Genomic DNA, 22147 nt, shown 5'->3' with positions numbered 1-22147 from the left:
AAGTGGATACCGGTTTCCGTCCGGAATCGCGAAAAAACGCCGAGCTGGATCAGGTCATCGATTCCGTGAAACGATGAACCGATCCAAGGGCTTCCATCTCAAGCAGACGATCGGGCACGATCGCCTCCGCGCTGACGCGGCACCCGATCACGAATGCTTCGACCCCGGCGCTATGCGCCATGGCGAATGCGGCCGCATAAGCGGGGTCGAGGTCGTCGCACAGGCGGAAGCGGTGGCAGTCGCCCCGCTGCACCACATAAACCATGATCGCGCGGGCGCCGGCCGCCCGCATCGCCGCCAACTCCGCCAGATGCCGCGTGCCGCGCGCCGTCGCCGTGTCGGGAAACTCCGCCAGCCCCTCCTCGCGCATGAAATGGACGTTCTTCACCTCCACATAGGCCGGTGGGCGCTCGGGATGCTCCAGGAGGAAGTCGATGCGCGAGCGCTCGCCGTAGCGCTGCTCGGGCCGGATGACGGGATAGGTGCCAAGGTCGTCGATCAGCCCGGCGCCGATAGCCTCGACCGCCAGCTTGTTGGGCAGGCCGGTGTTGATGCCCACCAGCGTGCCGTCCGCCTCCACCACCTCCAGCGTATGCGCGTATTTGCGCTTCGGGTTGGCGGATTTCGAAAGCAGGATGCGCGAGCCGGGATCGGTCAGGCCGAGCATGGAGCCGGTGTTGGGCACGGCCACGGTAAGCGCCGTGCCGTCGGCCAGCGTGACGTCCGCCAGGAAGCGCTTGTAGCGCCGCACCAGACGCGCCTCGATCAGGGGGGAGGGGAAGTTCATGGGCCAGCGACCGTCCGGCGGTATCGAGTGGATCACGGCCGCAATCGCGACCCGCATAACACGGGGTTTCATAACGGCCCATGCCGGCCGCGTCGAGTGCCCGCGCGCCTCGGCGGCGATTACGTGGAAACCGGCTTTCCGTCCGGAATTGCAGCCGGGGCCGTGGACCGCGTTCTGGGCGAGCCGCTCCATCCCTATGAGGCCTGAACGCATATCGCGCCTGGAGTGAAAAAGTCCCCGGATGCCCAAGAACACGGCTTGCCGGAGCGGGCGAAGCTCTCTATAAGGCGCCTCGTCTTGCCTGCGCCCATCGTCTAGCGGTCTAGGACGCCGCCCTTTCACGGCGGAAACACGGGTTCGAGTCCCGTTGGGCGTGCCATGGTTTCTGTTTTTCCAGAAAATCAGCGGCTTAGAGCAATTCTGCGGGCTGCGGCCGGGCGGCGTGGTGATCGTGACCGCCACCCAAAAGCTTGAGCCCAGCTGCCTACTTCTTGCCCCGGCACTTCCAGTTCCAGTCGCGCTCCGGCCCGACGTCCACGTGAACCGACGTTGTGTGGCAATAGGTGCCCACGCCGCCGCGGCCCGGCAGCGCGCGTGTGAAGCGCGCCAGCTCCCACTTGCTGACGCCCTCGACCTGGATGTCGGCGGCCGCGCAATACATGTGCATGGAATTGCGCGCCCCGCGCACGCGCCTGTTGTACTCCCGGCTGCGGTAGCCGGAGGTGACGAGGACGCGCTTGCCGTAATGGCTCTCGATGGTCCTCAGCATGCGCATCAGCGCCGGCTTGAAGCAGGAGACGTCCACGCTCTCGCGCTGCTTCAGAAGCCCGTTCGGCGCCAGGCGGGCAAGTCCCGCGGCCGAGGCCACCTCGTAGGTGCCTACCCGTTCATAGAGATCGAGGTCGCTGGTGTCGTCGATATTGGATTTGCGGACGATCTCGAAAAGCTCTTCGCCCTCGCGCACGCCAGGCAGCGCGTCCATGCTGAACGAGGCGCGCATGGGGGTTGCCTCGGTGTTGGAGGCAAGGTTGACGATCGGCTTTTCTTCCTTCGCGTCCGGCTCATCGGCCTTGGCCGTCTCGGCAGCGGCTTTTTCCTCACTTTGCGCCATCGCCGCGGCGATCGGGCTCTTCTTGGCCGGTGCCGCCTCGGCGGGCGAGAAGAAGGCGGAGAGGAAGCCACGCCTCTTGGCGGCCGTATCGTCCTCGGTTGCCGCCGGCGTTTTAGCTTCGGCCACCTGTTCTTCCCGCTGCGGCTCGCCGGGCGTCTCCTCGGCCTCGGTTACCTCCGGCTGCTCGCCCGTCCCTTCTTTCGCCGCCTGCTGCTCTTCAGGTTGAGCTTCCGCTTCGGCCGCCGCCGCCGTTTCCGCTTCATCCTTGGCCGCGGCCTTAGTTCCCGGCCGCGGCGAGGGGCGCACGGCTGCCGTGCTCGCTTCCATGGCCGCCTGCAGCGGGCTGACGCCGTCTTCGCCGGATGATGTTTCGCCGGATGATGTTTCGTAGGAGCCGGGGGCCAGGCCGAAAGGCGCATCGGAGGATGCCGAGCACGAAGCCGCAAGCGCACAGGCGATCACCACCCCCAGAGCGCGCCACCTCACCGAATCGCCAAATTTATTTTTTCCAGCCGAAGCCGGATCACTGGCAATCAAAAAGCCTTCCTCTCCGGCAAGCGGTTCTGCGGACCCAAGAGCCGCACGCGTCGCTCAAACTCCCCCGACGCACCCTGACAATATGCGAGTGGTAGCGAAATAGTGCCCCTTTTGCAACACGTTATGCTGAATGACGATCGGGCCGGCGTGGCGAACACCTGCCCCCCGCCGTCACACCCGCACCCGCACATAGTCGCCCGGCGCCTCGCCCAGCATCTTCTTGCGCCGGTCGAGCTTGCGGGCCGGCAGGCGCGTGTCGTCGAGCTTCTCGATCCATTCCTGCCAGTGGGGCCACCAGGAGCCGGCGGCGGTCCGCGCCGTCTCCAGCCATTTCTCCAGGCTTTCCCCGGCCGTCCCGCCGGTCCAGTACTGGTATTTGTTGAGGCCCGGCGGGTTGACGACGCCGGCGATGTGGCCGGAGCCGGCCAGCACGAACTCGACCGGCCCGCCGAACAGCCGGCTGCCGGTGAATACCGACTTCGCCGGCGCGATGTGATCCTCGATCGTCGCAAGGTTATAGATCGGCACTTTGATGTCGGCGAGCGAAAGCCGCTTGCCGCAGAGCGTTGCCCGGCCCTTGGCCAGGTTGTTCTCCAGATAGCAGTTGCGCAGGTAGTAGGAATGGTTGGCGGCGGCCATGCGCGTCGAATCGGCGTTCCAGTAGAGGAGGTCGAAGGGCAGGGGGTCTTTCCCGCGCAGATAGTTGTTGACCACATAGGGCCAGATCAGATCCCGCGCCCTGAGCATGTTGAAGGCGGTGGCCATGCGGCTGCCTTCCAGATAGCCCTTCTCCTTCATGGCCCGGTCGATGGCCTCCACCTGCTCCTCGTCGGCGAAGACCTTGAGGTCCCCTGCATAGGTAAAGTCGACCTGCGTGGTGAGGAAGGTGGCCGAGGCGATGCGCTCGTCCTTCTCCTGCGCCATCAGGGCGAGGCTTGCGGCGAGCAGCGTGCCGCCGACGCAATAGCCCAGAACATTGACCTTTTCTTCCCCAGTCCGCTCGGCGATCGTCTTGAGACCGAATTCGATCCCCTCTCGGAAATATTCGTCCCAGCCCTTGGTGCCGTGGCGCTCGTCCGGGTTCACCCAGGAGACGACGAAGACCGTGTGGCCCTTTTCCACCGCCCAGCGGATGAAGGAGCGGTCCGGGTTGAGGTCGAGCACGTAGAACTTGTTGATCCACGGCGGCACGATCATGAGCGGCCGCCGCAGCACTTGCGTCGTTGCCGGCGCATATTGGATGATCTCGGCCAGGTCGCTGCGTGCCACCACCTTGCCGGGCGTCGTCGCCAGGTTGCGGCCGAGCTCGAACTTGGAATAGTCCGACTGGCGCAATCTCAGTTCGCCCTTTCCGGCGGCAATGTCCTCGGCCAGCATGCGCATGCCGCGCACCAGGTTCTCGCCGTCCGATTCGAAGGTCTCGCGCAGGAGCTGCGGGTTGGTCATGAGGAAGTTCGTCGGCGAGAGCGCCTCGCTCACTTGGCGCATATAGAATCGCGCCTTGTGGCGCGACTGCTCGTCCAGCCCCTCGGCGTTCTCAACAAGGTCCGACGCCCAGCGCGTGGTCACCAGATAGGCTTGCTTCAGGAAGTCGAAGAAGGCGTTCCTCGCCCAGTCCGGGTCCTGGAAGCGCTTGTCGCCGGCCTCCGGCTCGATCCGCTCGCCCTCTGCCGGCTCGCCGCTCATGCGGCGGATGGAGTTCGCCCATATGCCCATGTAGCTGGAGAACAGCCGCGTCTGCGCCTCCAGTGCCCGGGCGGGGTCCGACATCCAGTACTCGGTCAGCTTGGAGAAGGTCTTGACCATGTCGGCCAGCGGCTCGGCCATCGTATCGCGCTTTTCCCCGGCCTCGCGCGGCTGTGACCAGGCGGCGGCGGCCTTGCCGGCCTCCTCCAGCGCGCGGGCGAGGTTAAGCGCAAAGCGCTCCGGGTCTCTCACCATATAGGACTCGAGCGATGTGCCGCCGTCCGTTTCCCGCTTGTTCTGATTGCCGGACTGCATCATTCTTCAGGCTTGACCTCCTCTGAACGCCTTATTGCCATATTAGCACTTAGCGTAGCGGATGATCGGAAAAACAATATGAAAATTGGCAGCCCGCCTTCCTCCTGTCTGCGCACGAGCCTCCTTGTGCTGCCGCTTCTCGCAGTGCCCGGCTCCTGTTCCTCGCTTTCCCTCCAGGACGTCGCGCCGGCACCGGTCTCGCAACCTGTCGCGACCGCGCAGGCCGATGCCGCACCCTCGCGCCCGACCCAGCCCGACGGCTATCCCAATTTGAACGTCCCCGTCGAGAGGGCGTCGCCGCAGTTCGAGGCGGACGAACAGCGGCAGCTCGTGGAGGAACTCACCACCCTGCGCGAAAGACATGCGGCGGGAGAGGATTCGACCCGAGCCCTCTTAGAGGCCGAGCGGCTACGCCGCCTCGGCCGCTCCCACGGCGAACGCGCGCTGGAAGGGATCGAAACCGTGCAATAGGCCGCAGCGAATTTTCAAACGGTCTGAAGGCCACACTGCGGCCCTGCTTGCACGGCACAACCTATCGACCGCCCCCGCGAACAGGTGTATAGGCGCGGGGTACATCTTCACCGGAAAAGGTACCATGGAAGAGTTTCACAAGGTCCGCAGGCTGCCGCCCTACGTGTTCGAGCAGGTCAACCGGCTGAAGGCCAGCGCCCGCTCCCTCGGCGCCGATATCGTCGACCTTGGCATGGGCAATCCGGACCTTCCGACCCCGCAGGCGATCGTCGACAAGCTGTGCGACGTGGTGCGCGATCCGCGCACGCACCGCTATTCGGCCTCCCGCGGCATCCCGGGTCTCCGCCGGGCGCAGGCCGCCTATTACGCGCGCCGCTTCGGCGTCAAGCTCGATCCGGAGACGCAGGTCGTCGCCACGCTCGGCTCCAAGGAGGGCTTCGCCAACATGGCGCAGGCCATCACCGCGCCGGGCGACGTCGTCATGTGCCCCAACCCGACCTATCCGATCCACGCGTTCGGCTTCATCATGTCCGGCGGCGTCATCCGCTCAATGCAGGCCGAGCCCGACGACGGCTTCATTCCCGCGCTCGAGCGGGCGGTGCGTCACTCGATCCCCAAGCCCCTGGCATTGATCCTGAATTACCCATCCAATCCAACCGCTTGCGTGGCTTCGCTCGACTTCTACAAGGACGTCGTCGCCTTCGCGCGCAAGAACGACATCATCATCCTTTCCGACCTCGCCTACGCGGAGATCTATTTCGACGGCAACCCGCCGCCCTCCGTGCTCGAAGTGCCGGGAGCGATGGACGTGGCGGTCGAATTCACCTCCATGTCGAAGACCTTCTCCATGCCCGGCTGGCGCATGGGCTTCGCCGTTGGCAACGAGCGGCTGGTCGCCGCTCTCGCACGCGTCAAATCCTATCTCGACTACGGCGCCTTCACGCCCATCCAGGTGGCTGCCGCCGCCGCGCTCAACTCCGACGGCGCGGAGATCGAGGAGGTGCGCAGCGTCTACCACCGCCGCCGCGACGTGCTGGTGGAGGCCTTCGGCCGTGCCGGCTGGCACGTGCCGCCGCCGCCGGCCACCATGTTCGCCTGGGCGCCGATCCCCGAGCCTTTCCGGCCGCTCGGCTCGCTGGAGTTCTCCAAGCTCCTGGTCGAGAAGGCGGACGTCGCCGTCGCCCCAGGTGTCGGCTTCGGCGAGCACGGCGACGACTACGTGCGCATCGCGCTGGTGGAGAACGAGCACCGCATCCGCCAGGCCGCGCGCTCGATCAAGCGCTTCCTGGTGAGCGCCGAGAAGACGCTCGACAACGTCATCCCGCTCGCCGCAAGGCGCTAACCCTTATCCACACCTGAAAAGACAATCGGAGGAACACGCCCGATATGGCCGAAGCCTTGCGCGTAGGAATTGCCGGTCTGGGCACCGTGGGTGCCAGTGTCGTTCGCATGCTCCAGAACAAGGCGTCGGAGCTCACCCGCCAGTGCGGCCGCCAGATCGCCCCGGTCGCCGTGTCGGCGCGCGACCGCACCCGCGACCGCGGCATCGACCTTGGCAATGCGCAATGGTTCGATGACCCGGTTGCACTGGCCCGCTCCTCCGAGATCGAGGTGTTCGTCGAGTTGATCGGCGGCGAGGACGGTATCGCGCTCGATTCGGTGCGCGCTGCCCTTGAGGCCGGCCGCCACGTGGTGACGGCCAACAAAGCGTTGCTTTCCAAGCACGGCGTCGCACTCGCCGCGATCGCCGAGAAGAAGGGCGTGCTGCTCAACTATGAGGCGGCGGTGGCCGGCGGCATCCCCGTCATCAAGACCATGCGCGAGGCGCTGGCCGGCAACCATGTCAGCCGCGTCTTCGGCATCATGAACGGCACCTGCAACTACATCCTCACCCGCATGGAAGCCGAGGGCCTGAGCTTCGAGGACTGCCTGAAGGACGCGCAGAGGCTCGGCTATGCCGAGGCCGACCCCACCTTCGACATCGAAGGCCACGACACCGCCCACAAGCTCTCCATCCTGACGAGCCTCGCCTTCGGCTGCCGCATTTCCGCCGACGACATCTACATGGAGGGCATCTCCAACATCACCCAGGCCGACATCCGCGCGGCCGCCGAGCTCGGCTACCGCATCAAGCTCCTGGGCGTCGCGCAGAAGACCGACAGCGGCATAGAGCAGCGCGTGCACCCGACCATGGTGCCGGTAAGCTCCGTCATCGCCCAGGTGCACGGCGTCACCAACGCGGTAGCCATCGAGACCGACATGCTGGGCGAGCTTCTCCTGTCCGGCCCCGGCGCCGGGGGCGATGCCACGGCGTCCGCCGTCATCGGCGATATCGCCGACATCGCCAAGAGCCGGCCCGGGTTCCAGCACGGCCCTGTCTTCGGCTGGCCTGCCAAGGAACTGGCGCCCTATAAGCGCGCCCGCATGCGCGCCCATGCCGGCGGCTACTTCATCCGCCTGACGGTGCACGACCGCACCGGCGTCTTCGCCGCCATCGCCAGGCGCATGGCCGACAACGACATCTCGCTCGAATCCATCGTCCAGCACGGCGATCCGAGCGAGGAGGCGCACAAGACCGTGATCCTCGTCACCCACGAGACCATGGAAGCCTCCGTCCGCAAGGCCGTCGAGGGCATCACCAGGGACGGCCACCTGACGACCAAGCCGCAAGTGATACGGATCGAGCGGGCGGCTTGAACTCAGAGAATTTATGAAGATGGGCGAAATGCGCGAAGAATACGAGATCCGCATTAAAGCTGCGGAGAAAGCGCACGAAAGCCGCCCATAACCCTTGCGCATCAAACGTGCGGCTTGGCGGTCACGTCGACGCCGAGCGCGCGCATGACGGCGAGCGTGGTTTTCAAGGTCGGATTGCCGCGCGCGCTGAATGAACGATAGAGCTGTTCCCGGGAAAGTCCCGTTTCCCTCGCGATTTCGGTCATGCCCTTTGCGCGTGCGGCAACCCCGAGGGCGTGAGCGATATATCCCGCATCATGGGTCTCGAAGGCTGCAGCCATGAAGGTGGCGATCGCCTCCTCTGAATCCAAATCCTCGGCGGGATCATAGGTTGTCAGTTTTTCAGCCATCTTGTTCGCTCCATTCGGCCGCCGGTCGCTTGGCTGCCTTTATGTCCTTGGTCTGTGTGCTCTTGTCGCCATCACACAAGAGGACGATGATTTGGTCCCCACGCTGTGTGAAGTAGATGCGGTAGCCGGGGCCATAGTGGATGCGCAGTTCGCTAACGCCGTTTCCCACGGGAGAAACGTCTCCGGTGTGACCATAGGCAAGCCGGTCCAGCCGTGACGCGATCAGTGTACGTGCCCGGCGGTCCTTGAGACGCTCTCTCCACTTTCTGAACGTCTCCGTTTGCTTCAGCACCGCCATATATGGTTCTGTAATCTATAAACTACAATTGTTCAATCGTGTCCTTGCCGGTCCGTTTCGCCGGAAACGAAGACAGCGCGTCACATTTATTCAATCGATTCAAGTTAGTAGAAGGGCAGGACGGCTCTTGCCGTCCCTCCGTCTCTTTGCCACAAGGGGTGGATGAACATCCGCGACCCGCGCCCCAGCCGCGCCTTTTCCGGAGTACAGGGATGACCTTCATGCCGAAAAACCCGCAGACCGGTCTCGACCGGATCCTAACGCTCGAGCTTGTCCGCGTCACCGAGCGCGCGGCTGTGGCCGCGGCAAGGCTGCGCGGGCGTGGCGATGAGAAGGCGGCCGACCAGGCGGCCGTCGATGCCATGCGCACGGAGCTGAACCGCCTGCCGATCTCCGGCACTGTGGTCATCGGCGAGGGCGAGCGCGACGAGGCGCCGATGCTCTATATCGGCGAGGAGGTGGGTGTCGGCGAGGGGCCGGCGGTCGACATCGCGCTCGATCCGCTCGAAGGCACCACCATCTGCGCCAAGAACCTGCCCAACGCGCTGGCCGTCATCGCCATCGCCGAGCGTGGCAGCCTGCTCTACGCGCCCGACGTCTACATGGAGAAGATCGCCATCGGCCCCGGCTATCCCGAAGGCATCGTCGATCTCGACGCGCCGGCGGTCGAAAACATCGAGAACCTCGCCAAGGCCAAGGGCGTGCCCGTCTCCGAGATCACCGCCTGCATCCTCGACCGCCCGCGCCATGCGCGCCTCGTCGAGGCCGTGCGGGCGACGGGCGCGGCGATCCGCCTGATCGGCGACGGCGACGTCGCAGGTGTCATCCACACGACCGATCCGGACGAGACCGGCATCGACATCTACATGGGCATCGGTGGTGCGCCCGAGGGCGTCCTGGCCGCCGCCGCCTTGCGCTGCATCGGCGGCCAGATGCAGGGGCGCCTGCAGCTCAACACGGAGGAGAAGCTGGCGCGCGCCGCCAAGATGGGCATTGCCGACCCAAAGAAGGTCTACCGTATGGACGAGATGGCAAGCGGCGATGTCCTCTTCGCCGCCACCGGGGTGACGGACGGCAACATGCTTGCGGGCGTGAAGTTCGGCCGCGGGTCGATCGACACCCACACCATCGTCATGCGCTCCTCCTCCCGCACGGTGCGCGAGATCAAGGCGCAACACCAGGACTTGGATAAGTTCTAAGGGAGTGTCAGGCGGAGCGGACACAATTCCTCTGGGGATTTCGTGGACGAAAGCCCAGATGCCGCCGCTCGCGGCGTCATGATCCTTTCATCGCGGCCACCATCCCTCTATCGTCCTTTCAAGGACGGGAGATAAGGGTTGAGCGGCGAAAGGCGGTATTTTCTCGACGTCAGGAAGTCGGCGCGCGGGGTCTCGTGGGAGCATCGGCTGGATGCGCGTGGCGAGAACCTGGCGCTCGGCATGGCGCAAAGCCATGGAATGCCGGAGATCGTCGCCCGCGTTCTGGCGGGGCGCGGCGTGGGTCTTGACGAGGCGGCGTCCTTTCTCACCCCCTCCATCCGCGACCTCCTGCCCGATCCGGCATCCCTGACCGACATGGAAAAGGCGGCAGCGCGCATTGCCGAGGCGGCAAGGCGGCGCGAGCGCGTGGCGATCTTCGGCGATTACGACGTCGACGGCGCTGCCTCCTCGGCCATGATGAAGCGCTTCCTCGCCCATTACGGCGTTGAAGCCGAGATCTACATCCCCGACCGCATCTTCGAAGGCTACGGCCCCAATCCGTCGGCCATGCGCGAGCTTGCCGGGCGCGCCAGGCTCATCGTCACCGTCGACTGCGGCACCAACAGCGCCGAGGCCATCGCCGCGGCAGAAGAGGCGGGGGCCGACGTCGTGGTGCTGGATCACCACCAGGTGGGCGGGGCGCTTCCCGATGGGGTGCCCGTCGTCAACCCCAACCGCGAGGACGATCTTTCCGGTCAGGGGCATCTGTGCGCGGCCGGTGTCGTCTTCCTGACGCTGGTGCGCACGAGCCGCATCCTGCGGGAGAAGCTGCCCGCCACGCCGCCCTTCGATCTGCTCATGCTGCTCGATCTCGTGGCGCTGGCGACCGTCTGCGACGTGGTGCCGCTCATCGGCGTCAACCGCGCCTTCGTCGTCAAGGGCCTGGCGGCGGCAAGACAGATGCAGACGCCGGGGCTTGCCGCGCTCGCCCGTCTCGCGCGCATCGGCGAGCCGCTCAATCCCTATCACTTCGGCTTCCTCATCGGCCCGCGCATCAATGCCGGCGGGCGGATCGGCAATGCCGCGCTCGGCAGCAATCTTCTGGCGACATCCGATCCTAGCGAGGCGGAGACGATCGCCGCCACCCTCGACCGGCTGAACCAGGAGCGCCAGGCGATGGAGGTGGCCATGCTGGCCGAGGCGCGCGCCGAGGCCGACGCGGAGCTGGCGGCCGGCGACGGGCCGGCCGTGCTGGTGACGGCGAGCGAAGGCTGGCACGCCGGCATCGTCGGCCTGATCGCCTCGCGGCTGAAGGACCACGCCCGCCGCCCCACCTTCGCCATCGCCTTCGACGGCAATCGCACGGGCACCGGCTCCGGCCGCTCGATCCCCGGCTTCGATCTAGGCAAGCTGGTGCGCGAGGCGGTCTGCGAAGGGCTTCTGGTGAAAGGCGGCGGGCACGCCATGGCCGCCGGCATCACCGTCGAGCGCAAGAATCTCGGGCGCCTGCGCGCCTTCTTCGAGGAAAAGGCGGGATCGGCCGTGACGGCGCTGCGCGCCGCCGAGAGCCTGCGCATCGACGCCGCACTTTCGGCCGAGGGCGCCACCTTCGCGCTTCTCGACACGCTCGAGGCCGCCGGGCCCTACGGCTCGGGCCATCCCGCGCCGATACTGGCGCTGCCGCGCCACCGCCTTGCCGATGCCAGTGTCGTCGGCAACGGCCATGTGCGCGCCGACCTGCGCACCCATTCAGGCGCGCGGCTGCAGGCCATCGCCTTCCGCGCCGCCGAGAGCGGGCTGGGTGAGTTCCTGCTTTCGCGCCGGGGCGCCACGATCCACGTCGCCGGCTCGCTCGCCGCCAATCACTGGAACGGCTCGCGCTCCGTGCAGTTCCGCATCACCGATGCGGCCGGAGATTGATTTCAGAAACGATGATCTGGCCTAGGCAAGCACGCTCAAGACCCGCTGCAGCTCCGGAAGCTGCGCCTTCGTTGCGTCATAGCCCAGCTTGATGGCCTCGTCCGCGCGGTAGAACTCGGTAAGCCCGATATGGCCGAGCTTGGGCTGCAGCGACATGTCGGGCGGGTCGCCGGCCATGCGGGCCCGCGAGATGCGGTCCTGGATGATATTGAACGCCTCGACCATGACGCCGGTGATCCCCAGGCGCGACTCACGCTGGCGCGGCCCCTTGTCCACCACCAGCGGCGTCTTCCTGCCGTTCAGCTGCTTGTCTTCCATATCCGGCAGGTCGGCCGAATGCTTGATGACCGCGGCGCGGCCGAAAAGGTCGTAGTGCAGGTTGACGGCCACCACCAGCGGCTGCTCATACGCGCGGCATACCGACACCGGCACCGGGTTCACCAGCGCGCCGTCGACCAGAACGCGGCCGTTGCAGACCACCGGCTCGAACACGCCGGGCAGCGCGTAGGAGGCGCGCATGGCGGTGATCAGCGAGCCGTTGGACAGCCACACCTCGTGGCCGGTGCGGATTTCCGCCGCCACGCACACGAAGGGTCTCACCAATTCGGTGAAGGTCACGTCCTTCAGGTGCTCTTCCATGCGGCTGGTCAGCTTCATGCCGCCGAACAGGCCGCTGCCGCCGAAACTGAGGTCGAGCAGGCCGAAGATGCGCCGGCGCGTCAGGGAGCGGGCGAATTCCTCCAATTCGTCCAGCTTGCCGGCCAGATAGCAGCCGCCGACGAGCGCGCCGATGGATGTGCCGGCGATCATGCCGATGGGGATGGCCGCCTCGTCCAGCGCCCTCAAGACGCCGATATGGGCCCAGCCGCGCGCCGCACCCCCGCCCAGCGCGAGCGCGATCGACGGCAGCTTCTCGGGCTGCGGCACGGGCGTCGAAGCAAGCGGTGGCGGCGCGGCCGGCTCCAGCCCTTCCTGCTTCGCGCGATGCTGTATGCGATCGAGCATCGTCATCTCCTCGTCCCGGCCCCATACTGGCGCAGGGTCGTATCTAATTTATGAATATGAGCACGGCTGCGATTCGAAGCCACCCCGCCAGTTGGATGAGTAGCATCAACTTTTTGCTACGAGGACGGGACGATCGCGATCCAGACTCACACTCCTGTAGAAGCAAGAACGCCGTCCGGTGTGACAGGTTGCACCATCGCCGGCGACCCGCACGATGAGGTGCACGGCATCCTGGTCGCAATCGGTGCTTACACTTTCGACGTACTGGACGTTGCCCGACGTCTCGCCCTTCTTCCACAAAGTGCGGCGCGAGCGCGACCAGTAGTGGGCAATGCCGGTCTCAAGCGTTTTGGAGAGCGCCTCCGCATTCATATGCGCGACCATGAGCAACCCGCCGTCGCCGGCATCTGTGACGACGGCCGTTATCAGCCCATCGGCATCGAAACGCGGCGTGAACGCCGCGCCTTCTTCGAGTTCACCTTTGTCGGAGGAGGGTGGTGAAAAAGTGATTCCCGGCATGGATCAGCCGTTCCGGCTGTCGCGGACCAGCGTGACGAACCGCGCCTGCTCTTCCGGCTTTTCCTTGAAGACGCCGGTGAAGGTGGAGGTGAGTGTCGTCGAGCCCTGCTTCTGGATGCCGCGCATGGACATGCACATGTGCTCCGCCTCGATCATCAGGGCCACACCGCGCGGCTTGAGCACATCCTGGATCGCCGTGGCGATCTGCGCCGTCATGGCCTCCTGCGTCTGCAGGCGGCGGGCGTAGATGTCGACCACGCGGGCGATCTTCGACAGGCCGACCACCTTGCCCTTGGGCAGGTAGGCGACATGGGCCTTGCCGATGACCGGCACCATGTGGTGCTCGCAATGGGAGTGGAAGGAGATATTCTTCAGAAGCACCATGTCGTCGAAGCCGGCAACCTCCTCGAAGGTGCGGCCGAGTTCCTCGACGGGAGACCGGTCATAGCCGGAGAACAGCTCTTGATAGGCCTTCACCACGCGCTCGGGCGTCTCCTTCAGCCCCTCGCGCTCGGGGTTGTCGCCCGCCCAGCGCAGAAGCGTGCGCACGGCGGCCTCCGCCTCCTCGCGGCTCGGCCGGTCGGTAACGGGCTTGTCCAGATAGTGCTTCGCGGCCTGCTCGACGTCCGATTCGGGACGGGGCGGGAAGCTTTTGATAATTGCGTCCATGACGAGGCGTCTCCCGTAGTCCCTGTCACGCAGGGACGAGTTGAACGGTTCACAGCCTTCGCGGGTTTTCTGGGAACTGTATACAGTCCCGCCCGAAAGCGGCTCGCGGCACCGGTGGGCAGAGCATCTTTACCCCTTCTTGCCCTCAACCGGATACGATCATTATATAGTTTGTTCGGGGCGCGAATGAAAGGCATATGCGCGACAAGCCATGCCTGGTCTGCGCCCTCAGGCGGAAATTCATGATCGACGACGTCTATAACGCGAAAATTCTTGGCTTTGCCGGCAATATCGGCCGTATCGGCCGTTTGGCGGAGCCGGATGCAAGCGCCACCGCTCATTCGAGGCTGTGCGGCTCCACGGTGACGGTCGACCTGAAGATGGCCGACGGCGTGGTGAGCGACTTCGCCCACGAGGTGCGTGCCTGCGCGCTCGGTCAGGCATCCTCCTCCATCATGGCGCGGAACGTCGTCGGCGCCAGCGCCGAGGAATTGAGGGCCGTGCGCGAGACCATGCGGCGCATGCTGAAAGAGAACGGCCCGCCGCCCGACGGCCGCTTTGCCGACCTCAAATACCTGGAGCCCGTGCGCGACTACAAGGCCCGCCACGCCTCCACCATGCTGACCTTCGACGCGGTGGTCGACTGCATAGACCAGATCGAGAAGAAGCGAGCGGAGAAGGCCGCGTAGCGTTGACTGCGCCACCTGCAAGACTGTCCCGCAACTGGCGGGGCCCCTGGCCGAAAACGCCCGGGCGCGTGTTCGGCACGGCTCTCGTGCGCTTCTACCAGCTCACCCTGTCGGGTTTCGTCGGCAATTCCTGCCGCCATTTTCCCACCTGCTCGGAATACGCCTATGAGGCGATCGCCCGCCACGGGCTTTGGTCCGGCGGCTGGATGGGCCTTTTTCGCTTCATGCGTTGCGGCCCAGGCGGCACCCACGGGATCGATCCCGTGCCCGAGGCGCTGGAAGCGGATTTGCACTGGTACACGCCCTGGCGCTTCTGGCGCGTGTCGGCAAGGCCGCGGAGCGATTAAGCTCGATACCTGGTTAAACGACCATCTTCTTCTTGTTACGCTCGCCTGCTGCTGGCAAGTTACGACTCGTTGAGTTGAGCAGCTTAGGAGAGGGATTGACCGACATGGCTCATAAGTTCGAAATTTATAAGGACAAGGCTGGCGAATTTCGTGTGCGCTTCAAATACAACAGCGAGGTGATCTTCGCGACGGAAGGATACACCTCCAAGGCGAGCGCGCAGAACGCGATCGACTCGATCAAGAAAAACGGGCCGGACGCGCCGACCGAGGACAACAGCTAGGCCTTTCGGGTTTCCACCCTGAATTCCAAAGCATCGAGAGCCGGCGCAGCGTAGCCTTTACGTGCGCCGGCTCTGCTATTATGTAGCGCGCGTGCCCGCTCGCATGCCGAGCATGCCCGCGGCCATCGCCGACCATAGACCACACCACCCGCGCTCGTATGCGGGACTGGATAGAAAGGACATGATCATGGCTCACGCCATTCCCCTTGTTTTTCCCGATGGTTCATCCCGAGAATACGACGCCGCCATCACCGGCGCCGAGCTTGCCGAATCGATCTCCAGATCGCTGGCCAAGAAGGCGGTTGCCTACACGCTCGATGGCGAGCTGCGCGATCTGGCAGACCCGGTGGGGCAGGGCGGGCGGATCGAGATCGTCACCCGCGACGACCCGCGCGCGCTGGAGCTTATCCGCCACGACGCCGCCCATGTGATGGCCGAGGCCGTTCAGGAACTTTATCCCGGCACGCAGGTCACCATCGGCCCGGTGATCGAGAACGGCTTCTACTACGATTTCGCCCGCAACGAGCCATTCACGCCGGACGACCTGCCGGCGATCGAGAAGAAGATGCGCGAGATCATCGGCCGCAACGAACCCTTCACCAAGGAGGTCTGGTCGCGGGAGAAGGCGAAAGAGGTCTTCCGCGAGAAGGGGGAGATGTACAAGGTCGAGCTCATCGACGCGATCCCTGAGGGCGAGGACCTGAAGGTCTACGCTCAAGGGGCGTGGTTCGACCTGTGCCGCGGCCCGCACATGGCCTCGACCGGGCAGATCGGCAATGCCTTCAAGCTGATGAAGGTGGCCGGCGCCTATTGGCGCGGCGATTCCGACAACGCCATGCTCACCCGCATCTACGGCACGGCCTGGGCGAGCCAGGAGCAGCTGGACCAGTATCTCCACATGCTGGAGGAAGCGGAAAAGCGCGACCACCGCCGGCTTGGCCGCGAGATGGACCTGTTCCACTTCCAGGAGGAGGGGCCGGGCGTCGTCTTCTGGCATTCCAAGGGCTGGCGCATGTTCCAGAACCTCGTCTCCTACATGCGCCGCCGGCTCGATGGCGAGTATGAGGAGGTCAACGCGCCGCAGGTGCTCGACCACGCGCTGTGGCAGACCTCGGGCCACTGGGGCTGGTACAAGGAGAACATGTTCGCCGTCCAGTGCGCCGACGAGGAGGCGGAGGACCAGCGCGTCTTTGCATTGAAGCCGATGAACTGCCCCGGCCACGTGCAGATCTTCAAGCACGGGCTCAAATCCTACCGCGATCTGCCGATCCGGCTTGCCGAATTCGGCGCCGTCCATCGCTACGAGCCGTCCGGCGCGCTGCACGGGCTGATGCGCGTGCGCGGCTTCACCCAGGACGACGCGCACGTCTTCTGCACCGAGGAGCAGCTCGAGGCGGAGATCCTCAAGATCAACGATCTGATGATGTCGGTCTACGAGGACTTCGGCTTCGAGCAGGTCGTGGTCAAGCTTGCGACCCGGCCGGAAAAGCGCGTCGGCACCGACGCCATGTGGGACCACGCCGAAGACATCCTGAAGCGGGCGCTTGCGAAGATGGAGGCCGAATCGGGCGGCCGCATCAAGGCCGGCATCAACGAGGGCGAGGGCACCTTCTACGGTCCCAAGTTCGAGTACACGCTGAAGGACGCTATCGGGCGCGACTGGCAGTGCGGCACCACGCAGGTGGATTTCAACCTGCCGGAGCGTTTCGGCGCCTTCTACATCGATTCCGATTCGGAGAAGAAGCAGCCGGTGATGATCCACCGCGCCATCTGCGGCTCGATGGAGCGTTTCCTGGGCATCCTGATGGAAAACTTCGCCGGCCATTTTCCGCTGTGGTTCGCGCCGCTGCAGGTGGTGGTCGCCACCATCACCTCGGACGCCGACGACTATGCCCAGCAGGTGGCGCGCCGGCTCAAGGGTGCTGGGCTCGTCGTGGAAACGGACCTGCGCAACGAGAAGATCAACTACAAGGTGCGCGAACATTCGCTCGCCAAGGTGCCGGTCATTCTCGTTTGCGGCAAGCGCGAGGCGGAGGAGGGCACGGTGAACGTCCGCCGGCTGGGCAGCCGCGACCAGACCTCGCTGCCGCTCGAGGAGGCCGTCGCGAGCCTCGCCGATGAAGCGACGCCGCCGGATATCCGCCGCGCGAAGAGCTGAACCGATGGCCGCTGCGCGATTAGAGCATGATCCCGAAAAGTGGATGCCGGTTTTCGGATAAGATCATGCGGTCTGGCGTGGCGGCCTATTCCGTGATTTCGCTCACCTGCTCCACCAGGTCTTCGGGCAAAAGCTCGACATCCTGGTTGCGGCCGGGCGTCACGGTGAAATCGCGCTGGTAGATGCGGTCGCGGTTTTTCGCCACGATCGTATATTCGCCCTCCGCCAACACCATGGAGGCGAAGGCACCGACCGTCTCGGCGATGATTTCGCCGGTCTCCGAGAGGATGGACCACGCCGTGTCGGCGATCGCCTCGCCGCCCGGCTCGCGCACCAGCTTCATGGTAAGCTGCGCTGCGCGGTGCTCCACCGTCGCTTCCGTCAGTTCGCCCGCCTCCACGCGGATGTCGGCGCGGATGACGGCGTTGATGACGCCGTAGTTGGAGACGATGTGATAGGTGCCGGCGTTGAGCCGCACCACGGCGTTCGGCTGCACATTGGGCACGATGAGCGAGCGCTCGCCCGTCGCGTTCGGCTCGTGCTCATAGACGGAGAAGCGCAGCTTCTTGGGCGGAATGCGCACCCCGCCGGAAAGCACCGCGTCGAGCTTCAACCCGCCCGCGTCGAGCACCAGGCGCTCGCTTTTTGGCTGGTCGCCGACGGTGATGCGCTTCGTCGCGCCGGCGCGGCCGTAGGCGGCGTGCACGAGATAGCCGCCGGGCGGCAGCATGAAGGTGCTCGTCCCTCCCTGGGCGGTCGCCACCAGCGGCAGCGTGCCGTCCTGTCCCGGCTCCGGCGAGAACACGCGCCAGACGAGGCCGCGCGGGATGTCCTCGGCCCCCTCCATCAATTGCGCCGAAACGGTCACCTCTCCGGTCTCGGCCAGCGCCAGCGGCTCTGTCCGTTGCGGCGCCGCATATTTGCTCAGGCCCGGCACCTCAATATCCTCCACGGGAAACGCGCCGTCCTGGGCGACGGCCGCCGTCCCGGCAAGGGATGCTGCAACAATTGTGATGAATCGCCCGGCAAAAAACCTCATGACTTGCTTTGAAGCCCAACGCGGTGGCAATTTCAAGGCTCCGGTGCCAATGTGCCCGCTGCTTCCGCCGCGTCCCCACCCAAAAAGGAGCCTCACTTTTGAACCAGCAGGTCATCGACTTCATGCTCGCCCGCCGTTCCCCGCCCATTCACGAGCTTACCGGCCCGGCGCCCTCCGACGGCGAGGTGGAGACAATGCTCAAGGTCGCCACGCGGGTTCCCGACCACGGGATGCTCACGCCCTGGCGCTTCATCCTCTATCGTGGCGAGGCGCGCGAAAGGGTAGGGCAGATGCTGGCAAACCTGGCGGAGGCGCGCGAGGGACCGCTGAACGAGGCACGGCGCACGCAGGAGCTGACACGCTTTTCCCGCGCGCCGCTGGTGATCGGCGTCGTCTCCAGCCCCAAGGAGAGCCCCAAGATCCCCGAGTGGGAGATGTTCCTGTCCGGCGGCATGGCGGCCATGAACCTCATCCATGCGGCGGGCGCGCTCGGCTATCACGCCAACATGATCACCAACTGGTATTCCAACGTCGAGGACGGCCGCCGCATCCTTGGCCTCGGGCCCCATGAGCGCGTTGTGGGTTTCGTCCATATCGGCCGCCATCCCGGCGGCACGCCGGACCGGCCGCGCCCCGACATTGCCGGCCTTGTCGGCGACTATGCAGGCCCCTTTGAAGGCTGAAGACATGTTCTACGAACCGCGCAACGGCCACGGCCTGCCGCACGATCCCTTCAAGGCCATCGTTGCGCCGAGGCCCATCGGCTGGATTTCCACCCGCCGGCCGGACGGCGGGCCGAACCTGGCGCCCTATTCCTTCTTCAACGCCTTCTCCTCGAACCCGCACCTCGTCTGGTTCTCCTCCGAGGGCGAGAAGGACAGCGCCTCGATCGCCCGCCAGACGGGCGAGTTCGCCGTCAATCTGGTGAGCCTCGCTCTGGCCGGGAAGATGAACGAGACCGCCATCGACGCGCCTCCCGGCATCGATGAATTCGAGCTCGCCGGGCTCACACCCGCCCCCTGCCGGTTTATATCCTGTCCGCGCGTCGCCGAGGCCCCGGCCGTTCTCGAATGCAAGGTGACGGAGGTGCTGGAGCCGCACGATCTTCAGGGAAACCACGCCGGCGTGTTCGTGGTCACGGGCGAGGTGGTGGGCGTTCACATCGACGACGCCATGCTCACCGACGGCCTCTTCGACGTCACCAAGGCCCAGAACCTCGCCCGCCTCGGCTACATGGACTACGCGGCCGTGACCGAAACCTTCGCCATGCGCCGCCCGCGCTGGAAGGAGGGGTAGAGCGTTCCGCGTTTTGGGAACGGACGCTTTCTTCCGAGCAGAACACCCTCAGCCCACGTCCTCCGCGATCTCCCGCGCCTCGGCCTTGATCGGCCTGTGCTTGAACGTGGCACAGACGACGCCGTGGTCGTTGGTGCCGCTCTCCTTGTGATCGTCGAAATGAAGATGGTCGTTGTTGACCGTCATCCCGTCGAACATCCACAGGCGCCGCCTGCTGTTGTCGTAAAATTCCTCGCTGACGAGGATATGGTCGAGCGACTCCATCATCTCCTGGTGGATGTGGGTGTAATAGACGTCGCGCGTGCTGCGGTATTCCTGCAGCGTCTGCGCGGTGTAGAGGCTGACGTCGCCGCCGCCCATGGAATCGCCGACGAGATAGCGCGGCTGCTCGGTCAGGATGTTCGCCGTGTTGCTCTGCTGCCCGTCGTTGATGTCGCCCAGAACGATCACCGGCGTGCGCGTGCCCTTCATTTGCTCCGTCAGCATGAAGCGCAGGGCCGTGGCTTCCGCCGTGCGCCGGATAGTGGAGATCGCCGCCCCCAGGTTTATCTGGTGCTTCTTGTAGGTTTCCTGATCGGCGTTGAACCAGTCCTCGCGGAACACCTTCGTCGGCGCCTTCGATTTCAGGTGGCAGACATAGACATGCACGGGCTCGTGGTCCTCGCGCGGGCTGATGCGGAAGTGCAGGACAGGCCGCGAGAAGCTGTCGATGTTGACGCCGATCGCCGGCGTCTGCGGGTCGTCGCCCGAACTTCTGAGGACCAGCTTTTCGGGGAATGCCTCGATCCACTCCGCTTCCCCCGCCACAAGCCCCTTGCGGACGATCGCCGCGCAGACGATGCGGGTGCCGTCGGCATTTTCGGGCGCCAAGAGGTCGTAGTCGTCGGTCAGCCCCGCGGCCTCCAGCGCCCGGGTGATCGAGCCCGCGTGCCAAAGCTCCTGAAACCCGAAGACATCCGGCCGCAACTGGCGGAGCGTGCGCTGCGTCCAGTCGATCTTGCGCTCGTACTGCTCGTCCGACCAGCCATCGGCGTCCGTGTAGATGGGCAGGCCCGGTTCGTTGAGGTTGTAGAGATTGAAGGTGCCGATGCTCAGCCGTTTCAGGTTCATACCGCCCTCCTGCCATCCAGCATCGGCCCGAAAGTCGGCATCGATTTTCGGAAAGCACGATGCGTCGATCAATAACCTACAGCGTCCTTCTGCAGCGCCCTAAAGGACGCACGGCGCTGTAGCCGGCGCGAGGCGGCAGGATAGCAGAAGTCGCACGATAAGGAGATGACAAGACGGGCAGGGGCGCCCGCACCACTTTTAGCTGTCAGCCACGCCCGGCCAGCCGCGCCCGCTCCAGGATGCGCTCGGCACGGATGAGATGCGGCCGGTCGACCATCTCGCCGTCGATGCTCACGACGCCCGCCTCGCCAGCCTCTTCCAGGGCGGCGACGATCCGGCGCGCCTGCGCAACCGCTTCCTTGGACGGCGTGAAAGCCTCGTTGATGATCGGCACCTGCGCCGGGTGGATCGCCATCTTGGCGGTAAACCCGTCGCGCTCTGCCTCAAGGCATTCCCGGGTGAACCCCGCCTCGTCGCGGAAATTCGGGAAGACCGTGTCGACCGCGGGCACGCCCGCCGCACTCGCGCCGAGCAGCGCCGTGGCGCGGGCGAGCGCGAAGACACCGGTGAAGCGCCCCTCGTCGTCGCGTGCCGTTCGCGCGCCGACCTCGGCCGAAAGATCCTCCGCCCCCCAGGTGAGGCCGCAAAGGCGCGCGCTGGCGCCGGCATAGGTGCCGGCCGCGAAGACAGCCATAGCCGTTTCCGTGACGAGGGGCAGGATGGCGGTCGCTCCGTCCTCGATGCCGTTTTCCGCCTCGTGAACGCGCAGCTTCACCGCAAGCCGCGTCACGTCCTGCCCGCCCTCCGCCTTGGGCAGCATGATGCCGGCCGGCCGCGCCGGCATGACGGCGGCAAGGTCGTCGTCCGCCAGCCCCGTCGTCAGGGCGTTCACACGCACATAAAGGAGGGCAGGGGCGTCCCCGTTTGCGCCAAGGAATTCGGCCGTTATCCGCCGCGCCGCCTCTTTGCGCCCCGGCGCCACCGAATCCTCCAGATCGAGGATAAGCACGTCCGCGCCCACCGAAAGCGCCTTTTCCAGCTTCCTTTCCGAATCGCCCGGAACGAACAGCAGCGAGCGCATCAGGACCTGCCCTCCGCCGGTCTCTTGACGATCATCGCCTGGCGCAGGCAGCGGGCCACCAGCACGTCGTTCTGGTTATAGGCGCGGTGCTCGAATTCGACGATGCCGCGGTCGCTCTTCGACTTCGATGCGCGCACGCTTTTCACCTCCGTCTCCACGCGCACGGTATCGCCGTGGAAGAGGGGGTGCGGGAAGGTGGTCTCCGTCATCCCCAGATTGGCGATGGTCGTGCCGAGCGTGGTGTCGTGTACGGAAATGCCGATCATCAGCCCGAGCGTGAAGAGCGAATTGACGAGCGGTTTCCCCCACTCGGTCTTCTCCGCGAAGTCGAAGTCGATGTGCAGCGGCTGCGGGTTCAGCGTCATGACGGAGAAGAGCACGTTGTCGCTCTCCGTGACCGTCTTGCGCAGCGTATGCCTGAAGATGTGCCCGGGCGTGAAATCTTCCAGATAAAGTCCCGCCATCTCTGCTTCTCCCGGCTTCCGACATGCTTTTGATAGGCGCCGGCGCGCGGCCCGGCAAGGCGCGCATTATGGTAAACCA

23 protein-coding genes and 1 tRNA gene are annotated in these 22147 nt (G+C 65.4%); 12 read left to right on the top strand and 12 right to left on the bottom strand.

Annotated elements, in window-relative coordinates; genetic code table 11:
* Window positions 1-49: 49 nt before the first annotated feature.
* Window positions 50-787 (bottom strand): DNA/RNA nuclease SfsA, encoded by a 738-nt coding sequence (gene sfsA / locus GPJ75_RS25850; RefSeq protein ID WP_163272866.1) that lies wholly within the window; start codon window positions 785-787, stop codon window positions 50-52.
* 303 nt (window positions 788-1090) lie between these two features.
* On the opposite strand from sfsA, the gene GPJ75_RS25845 reads away from it, so the two are divergent.
* Window positions 1091-1166, top strand: a tRNA-Glu gene (locus tag GPJ75_RS25845).
* Between the two features lie 105 nt (window positions 1167-1271).
* Here the strand turns inward: GPJ75_RS25845 and GPJ75_RS25840 are convergent.
* Together GPJ75_RS25840 and GPJ75_RS25835 are read right to left on the bottom strand one after the other, a co-directional pair.
* Entirely contained in the window at window positions 1272-2384 is a 1113-nt protein-coding gene (locus GPJ75_RS25840) for a YcbK family protein (RefSeq protein ID WP_246249286.1), read from the bottom strand.
* A 222-nt stretch (window positions 2385-2606) separates the two neighbouring features.
* Window positions 2607-4439 (bottom strand): PHA/PHB synthase family protein, encoded by a 1833-nt coding sequence (locus GPJ75_RS25835; protein WP_246249284.1) that lies wholly within the window; start codon window positions 4437-4439, stop codon window positions 2607-2609.
* A gap of 75 nt (window positions 4440-4514) precedes the next feature.
* On the opposite strand from GPJ75_RS25835, the gene GPJ75_RS25830 reads away from it, so the two are divergent.
* The 3 genes from GPJ75_RS25830 to GPJ75_RS25820 all read left to right on the top strand — a co-directional run bounded on the left by GPJ75_RS25830 (window position 4515) and on the right by GPJ75_RS25820 (window position 7604).
* On the top strand, window positions 4515-4907 hold the full coding sequence (locus GPJ75_RS25830; protein WP_163272843.1) for a hypothetical protein: 393 nt from the start codon (window positions 4515-4517) through the stop codon (window positions 4905-4907).
* Window positions 4908-5031: 124 nt separating this feature from the next.
* On the top strand, window positions 5032-6249 hold the full coding sequence (locus tag GPJ75_RS25825; RefSeq protein ID WP_163272841.1) for an LL-diaminopimelate aminotransferase: 1218 nt from the start codon (window positions 5032-5034) through the stop codon (window positions 6247-6249).
* Between the two features lie 44 nt (window positions 6250-6293).
* On the top strand, window positions 6294-7604 hold the full coding sequence (locus tag GPJ75_RS25820) for a homoserine dehydrogenase (RefSeq protein WP_163272839.1): 1311 nt from the start codon (window positions 6294-6296) through the stop codon (window positions 7602-7604).
* A gap of 101 nt (window positions 7605-7705) precedes the next feature.
* On the opposite strand, the gene GPJ75_RS25815 is transcribed toward GPJ75_RS25820, so the two are convergent.
* Window positions 7706-7993, bottom strand: a complete 288-nt coding sequence (locus tag GPJ75_RS25815) for an addiction module antidote protein (RefSeq protein ID WP_163272837.1) — start codon at window positions 7991-7993, stop codon at window positions 7706-7708.
* On the bottom strand, window positions 7986-8291 hold the full coding sequence (locus GPJ75_RS25810; RefSeq protein WP_163272835.1) for a type II toxin-antitoxin system RelE/ParE family toxin: 306 nt from the start codon (window positions 8289-8291) through the stop codon (window positions 7986-7988). The genes GPJ75_RS25815 and GPJ75_RS25810 overlap by 8 nt, the downstream gene beginning before the upstream one ends.
* A 221-nt stretch (window positions 8292-8512) precedes the next feature.
* Between GPJ75_RS25810 and glpX the strand changes: the two genes are divergently transcribed.
* Both glpX and recJ read left to right on the top strand, forming a co-directional pair.
* Window positions 8513-9490, top strand: coding sequence for a class II fructose-bisphosphatase (glpX, locus tag GPJ75_RS25805; RefSeq protein WP_163272863.1), 978 nt, complete (start codon window positions 8513-8515; stop codon window positions 9488-9490).
* 138 nt (window positions 9491-9628) lie between these two features.
* Window positions 9629-11410, top strand: a complete 1782-nt coding sequence (gene recJ, locus GPJ75_RS25800; protein WP_163272833.1) for a single-stranded-DNA-specific exonuclease RecJ — start codon at window positions 9629-9631, stop codon at window positions 11408-11410.
* 21 nt (window positions 11411-11431) lie between these two features.
* Here the strand turns inward: recJ and GPJ75_RS25795 are convergent, their stop codons facing one another.
* From GPJ75_RS25795 to folE, 3 genes are all read right to left on the bottom strand, one after another.
* Window positions 11432-12415 (bottom strand): patatin-like phospholipase family protein, encoded by a 984-nt coding sequence (locus GPJ75_RS25795; protein WP_163272831.1) that lies wholly within the window; start codon window positions 12413-12415, stop codon window positions 11432-11434.
* Window positions 12416-12520: 105 nt separating this feature from the next.
* Window positions 12521-12934, bottom strand: a complete 414-nt coding sequence (hisI, locus tag GPJ75_RS25790) for a phosphoribosyl-AMP cyclohydrolase (protein ID WP_163272829.1) — start codon at window positions 12932-12934, stop codon at window positions 12521-12523.
* Between the two features lie 3 nt (window positions 12935-12937).
* Entirely contained in the window at window positions 12938-13603 is a 666-nt protein-coding gene (gene folE, locus GPJ75_RS25785; RefSeq protein WP_163272827.1) for a GTP cyclohydrolase I FolE, read from the bottom strand.
* Window positions 13604-13845: 242 nt separating this feature from the next.
* On the opposite strand from folE, the gene GPJ75_RS25780 reads away from it, so the two are divergent.
* The 4 genes from GPJ75_RS25780 (at window position 13846) to thrS (ending at window position 17078) form a co-directional block, all read left to right on the top strand.
* The gene (locus GPJ75_RS25780) at window positions 13846-14292 is read left to right on the top strand and encodes an iron-sulfur cluster assembly scaffold protein (RefSeq protein WP_163272862.1); all 447 of its coding nucleotides are present in this window, start codon (window positions 13846-13848) and stop codon (window positions 14290-14292) included.
* A gap of 2 nt (window positions 14293-14294) precedes the next feature.
* Window positions 14295-14639, top strand: a complete 345-nt coding sequence (gene yidD / locus GPJ75_RS25775) for a membrane protein insertion efficiency factor YidD (RefSeq protein WP_163272825.1) — start codon at window positions 14295-14297, stop codon at window positions 14637-14639.
* Window positions 14640-14743: 104 nt separating this feature from the next.
* Entirely contained in the window at window positions 14744-14920 is a 177-nt protein-coding gene (locus GPJ75_RS25770; RefSeq protein WP_163272861.1) for a YegP family protein, read from the top strand.
* A 187-nt stretch (window positions 14921-15107) separates the two neighbouring features.
* Window positions 15108-17078, top strand: a complete 1971-nt coding sequence (gene thrS, locus GPJ75_RS25765; RefSeq protein WP_163272823.1) for a threonine--tRNA ligase — start codon at window positions 15108-15110, stop codon at window positions 17076-17078.
* A gap of 85 nt (window positions 17079-17163) precedes the next feature.
* Here thrS and GPJ75_RS25760 read toward each other — a convergent pair whose 3' ends face one another.
* A complete protein-coding gene (locus GPJ75_RS25760; RefSeq protein WP_163272822.1) occupies window positions 17164-18117 on the bottom strand; it encodes a hypothetical protein in 954 nt (317 codons plus the stop codon).
* Window positions 18118-18239: 122 nt separating this feature from the next.
* Here GPJ75_RS25760 and GPJ75_RS25755 point away from each other — a divergent pair, with 122 nt between their 5' ends.
* Together GPJ75_RS25755 and GPJ75_RS25750 are read left to right on the top strand one after the other, a co-directional pair.
* Entirely contained in the window at window positions 18240-18800 is a 561-nt protein-coding gene (locus GPJ75_RS25755) for a nitroreductase family protein (RefSeq protein ID WP_425483192.1), read from the top strand.
* A gap of 4 nt (window positions 18801-18804) precedes the next feature.
* Window positions 18805-19413 (top strand): flavin reductase family protein, encoded by a 609-nt coding sequence (locus GPJ75_RS25750; RefSeq protein ID WP_163272817.1) that lies wholly within the window; start codon window positions 18805-18807, stop codon window positions 19411-19413.
* A gap of 48 nt (window positions 19414-19461) precedes the next feature.
* Here the strand turns inward: GPJ75_RS25750 and GPJ75_RS25745 are convergent, their stop codons facing one another.
* From GPJ75_RS25745 to GPJ75_RS25735, 3 genes are all read right to left on the bottom strand, one after another.
* Window positions 19462-20523: an endonuclease/exonuclease/phosphatase family protein gene (locus GPJ75_RS25745; RefSeq protein WP_163272815.1), complete on the bottom strand. Its 1062-nt coding sequence runs from the start codon at window positions 20521-20523 to the stop codon at window positions 19462-19464.
* A gap of 205 nt (window positions 20524-20728) precedes the next feature.
* Entirely contained in the window at window positions 20729-21604 is an 876-nt protein-coding gene (locus GPJ75_RS25740) for an HpcH/HpaI aldolase/citrate lyase family protein (RefSeq protein ID WP_163272813.1), read from the bottom strand.
* Window positions 21604-22068, bottom strand: a complete 465-nt coding sequence (locus GPJ75_RS25735) for a MaoC family dehydratase (RefSeq protein WP_163272811.1) — start codon at window positions 22066-22068, stop codon at window positions 21604-21606. Before GPJ75_RS25735 ends, GPJ75_RS25740 begins: the two co-directional genes overlap by 1 nt.
* Window positions 22069-22147 lie beyond the last annotated feature (79 nt).

This window comes from Chelativorans alearensis, from assembly GCF_010993735.1.
Classification (GTDB): Bacteria; Pseudomonadota; Alphaproteobacteria; order Rhizobiales; family Rhizobiaceae; genus Chelativorans; species Chelativorans alearense.
This window is presented reverse-complemented; position numbering and strand designations above follow the sequence as displayed.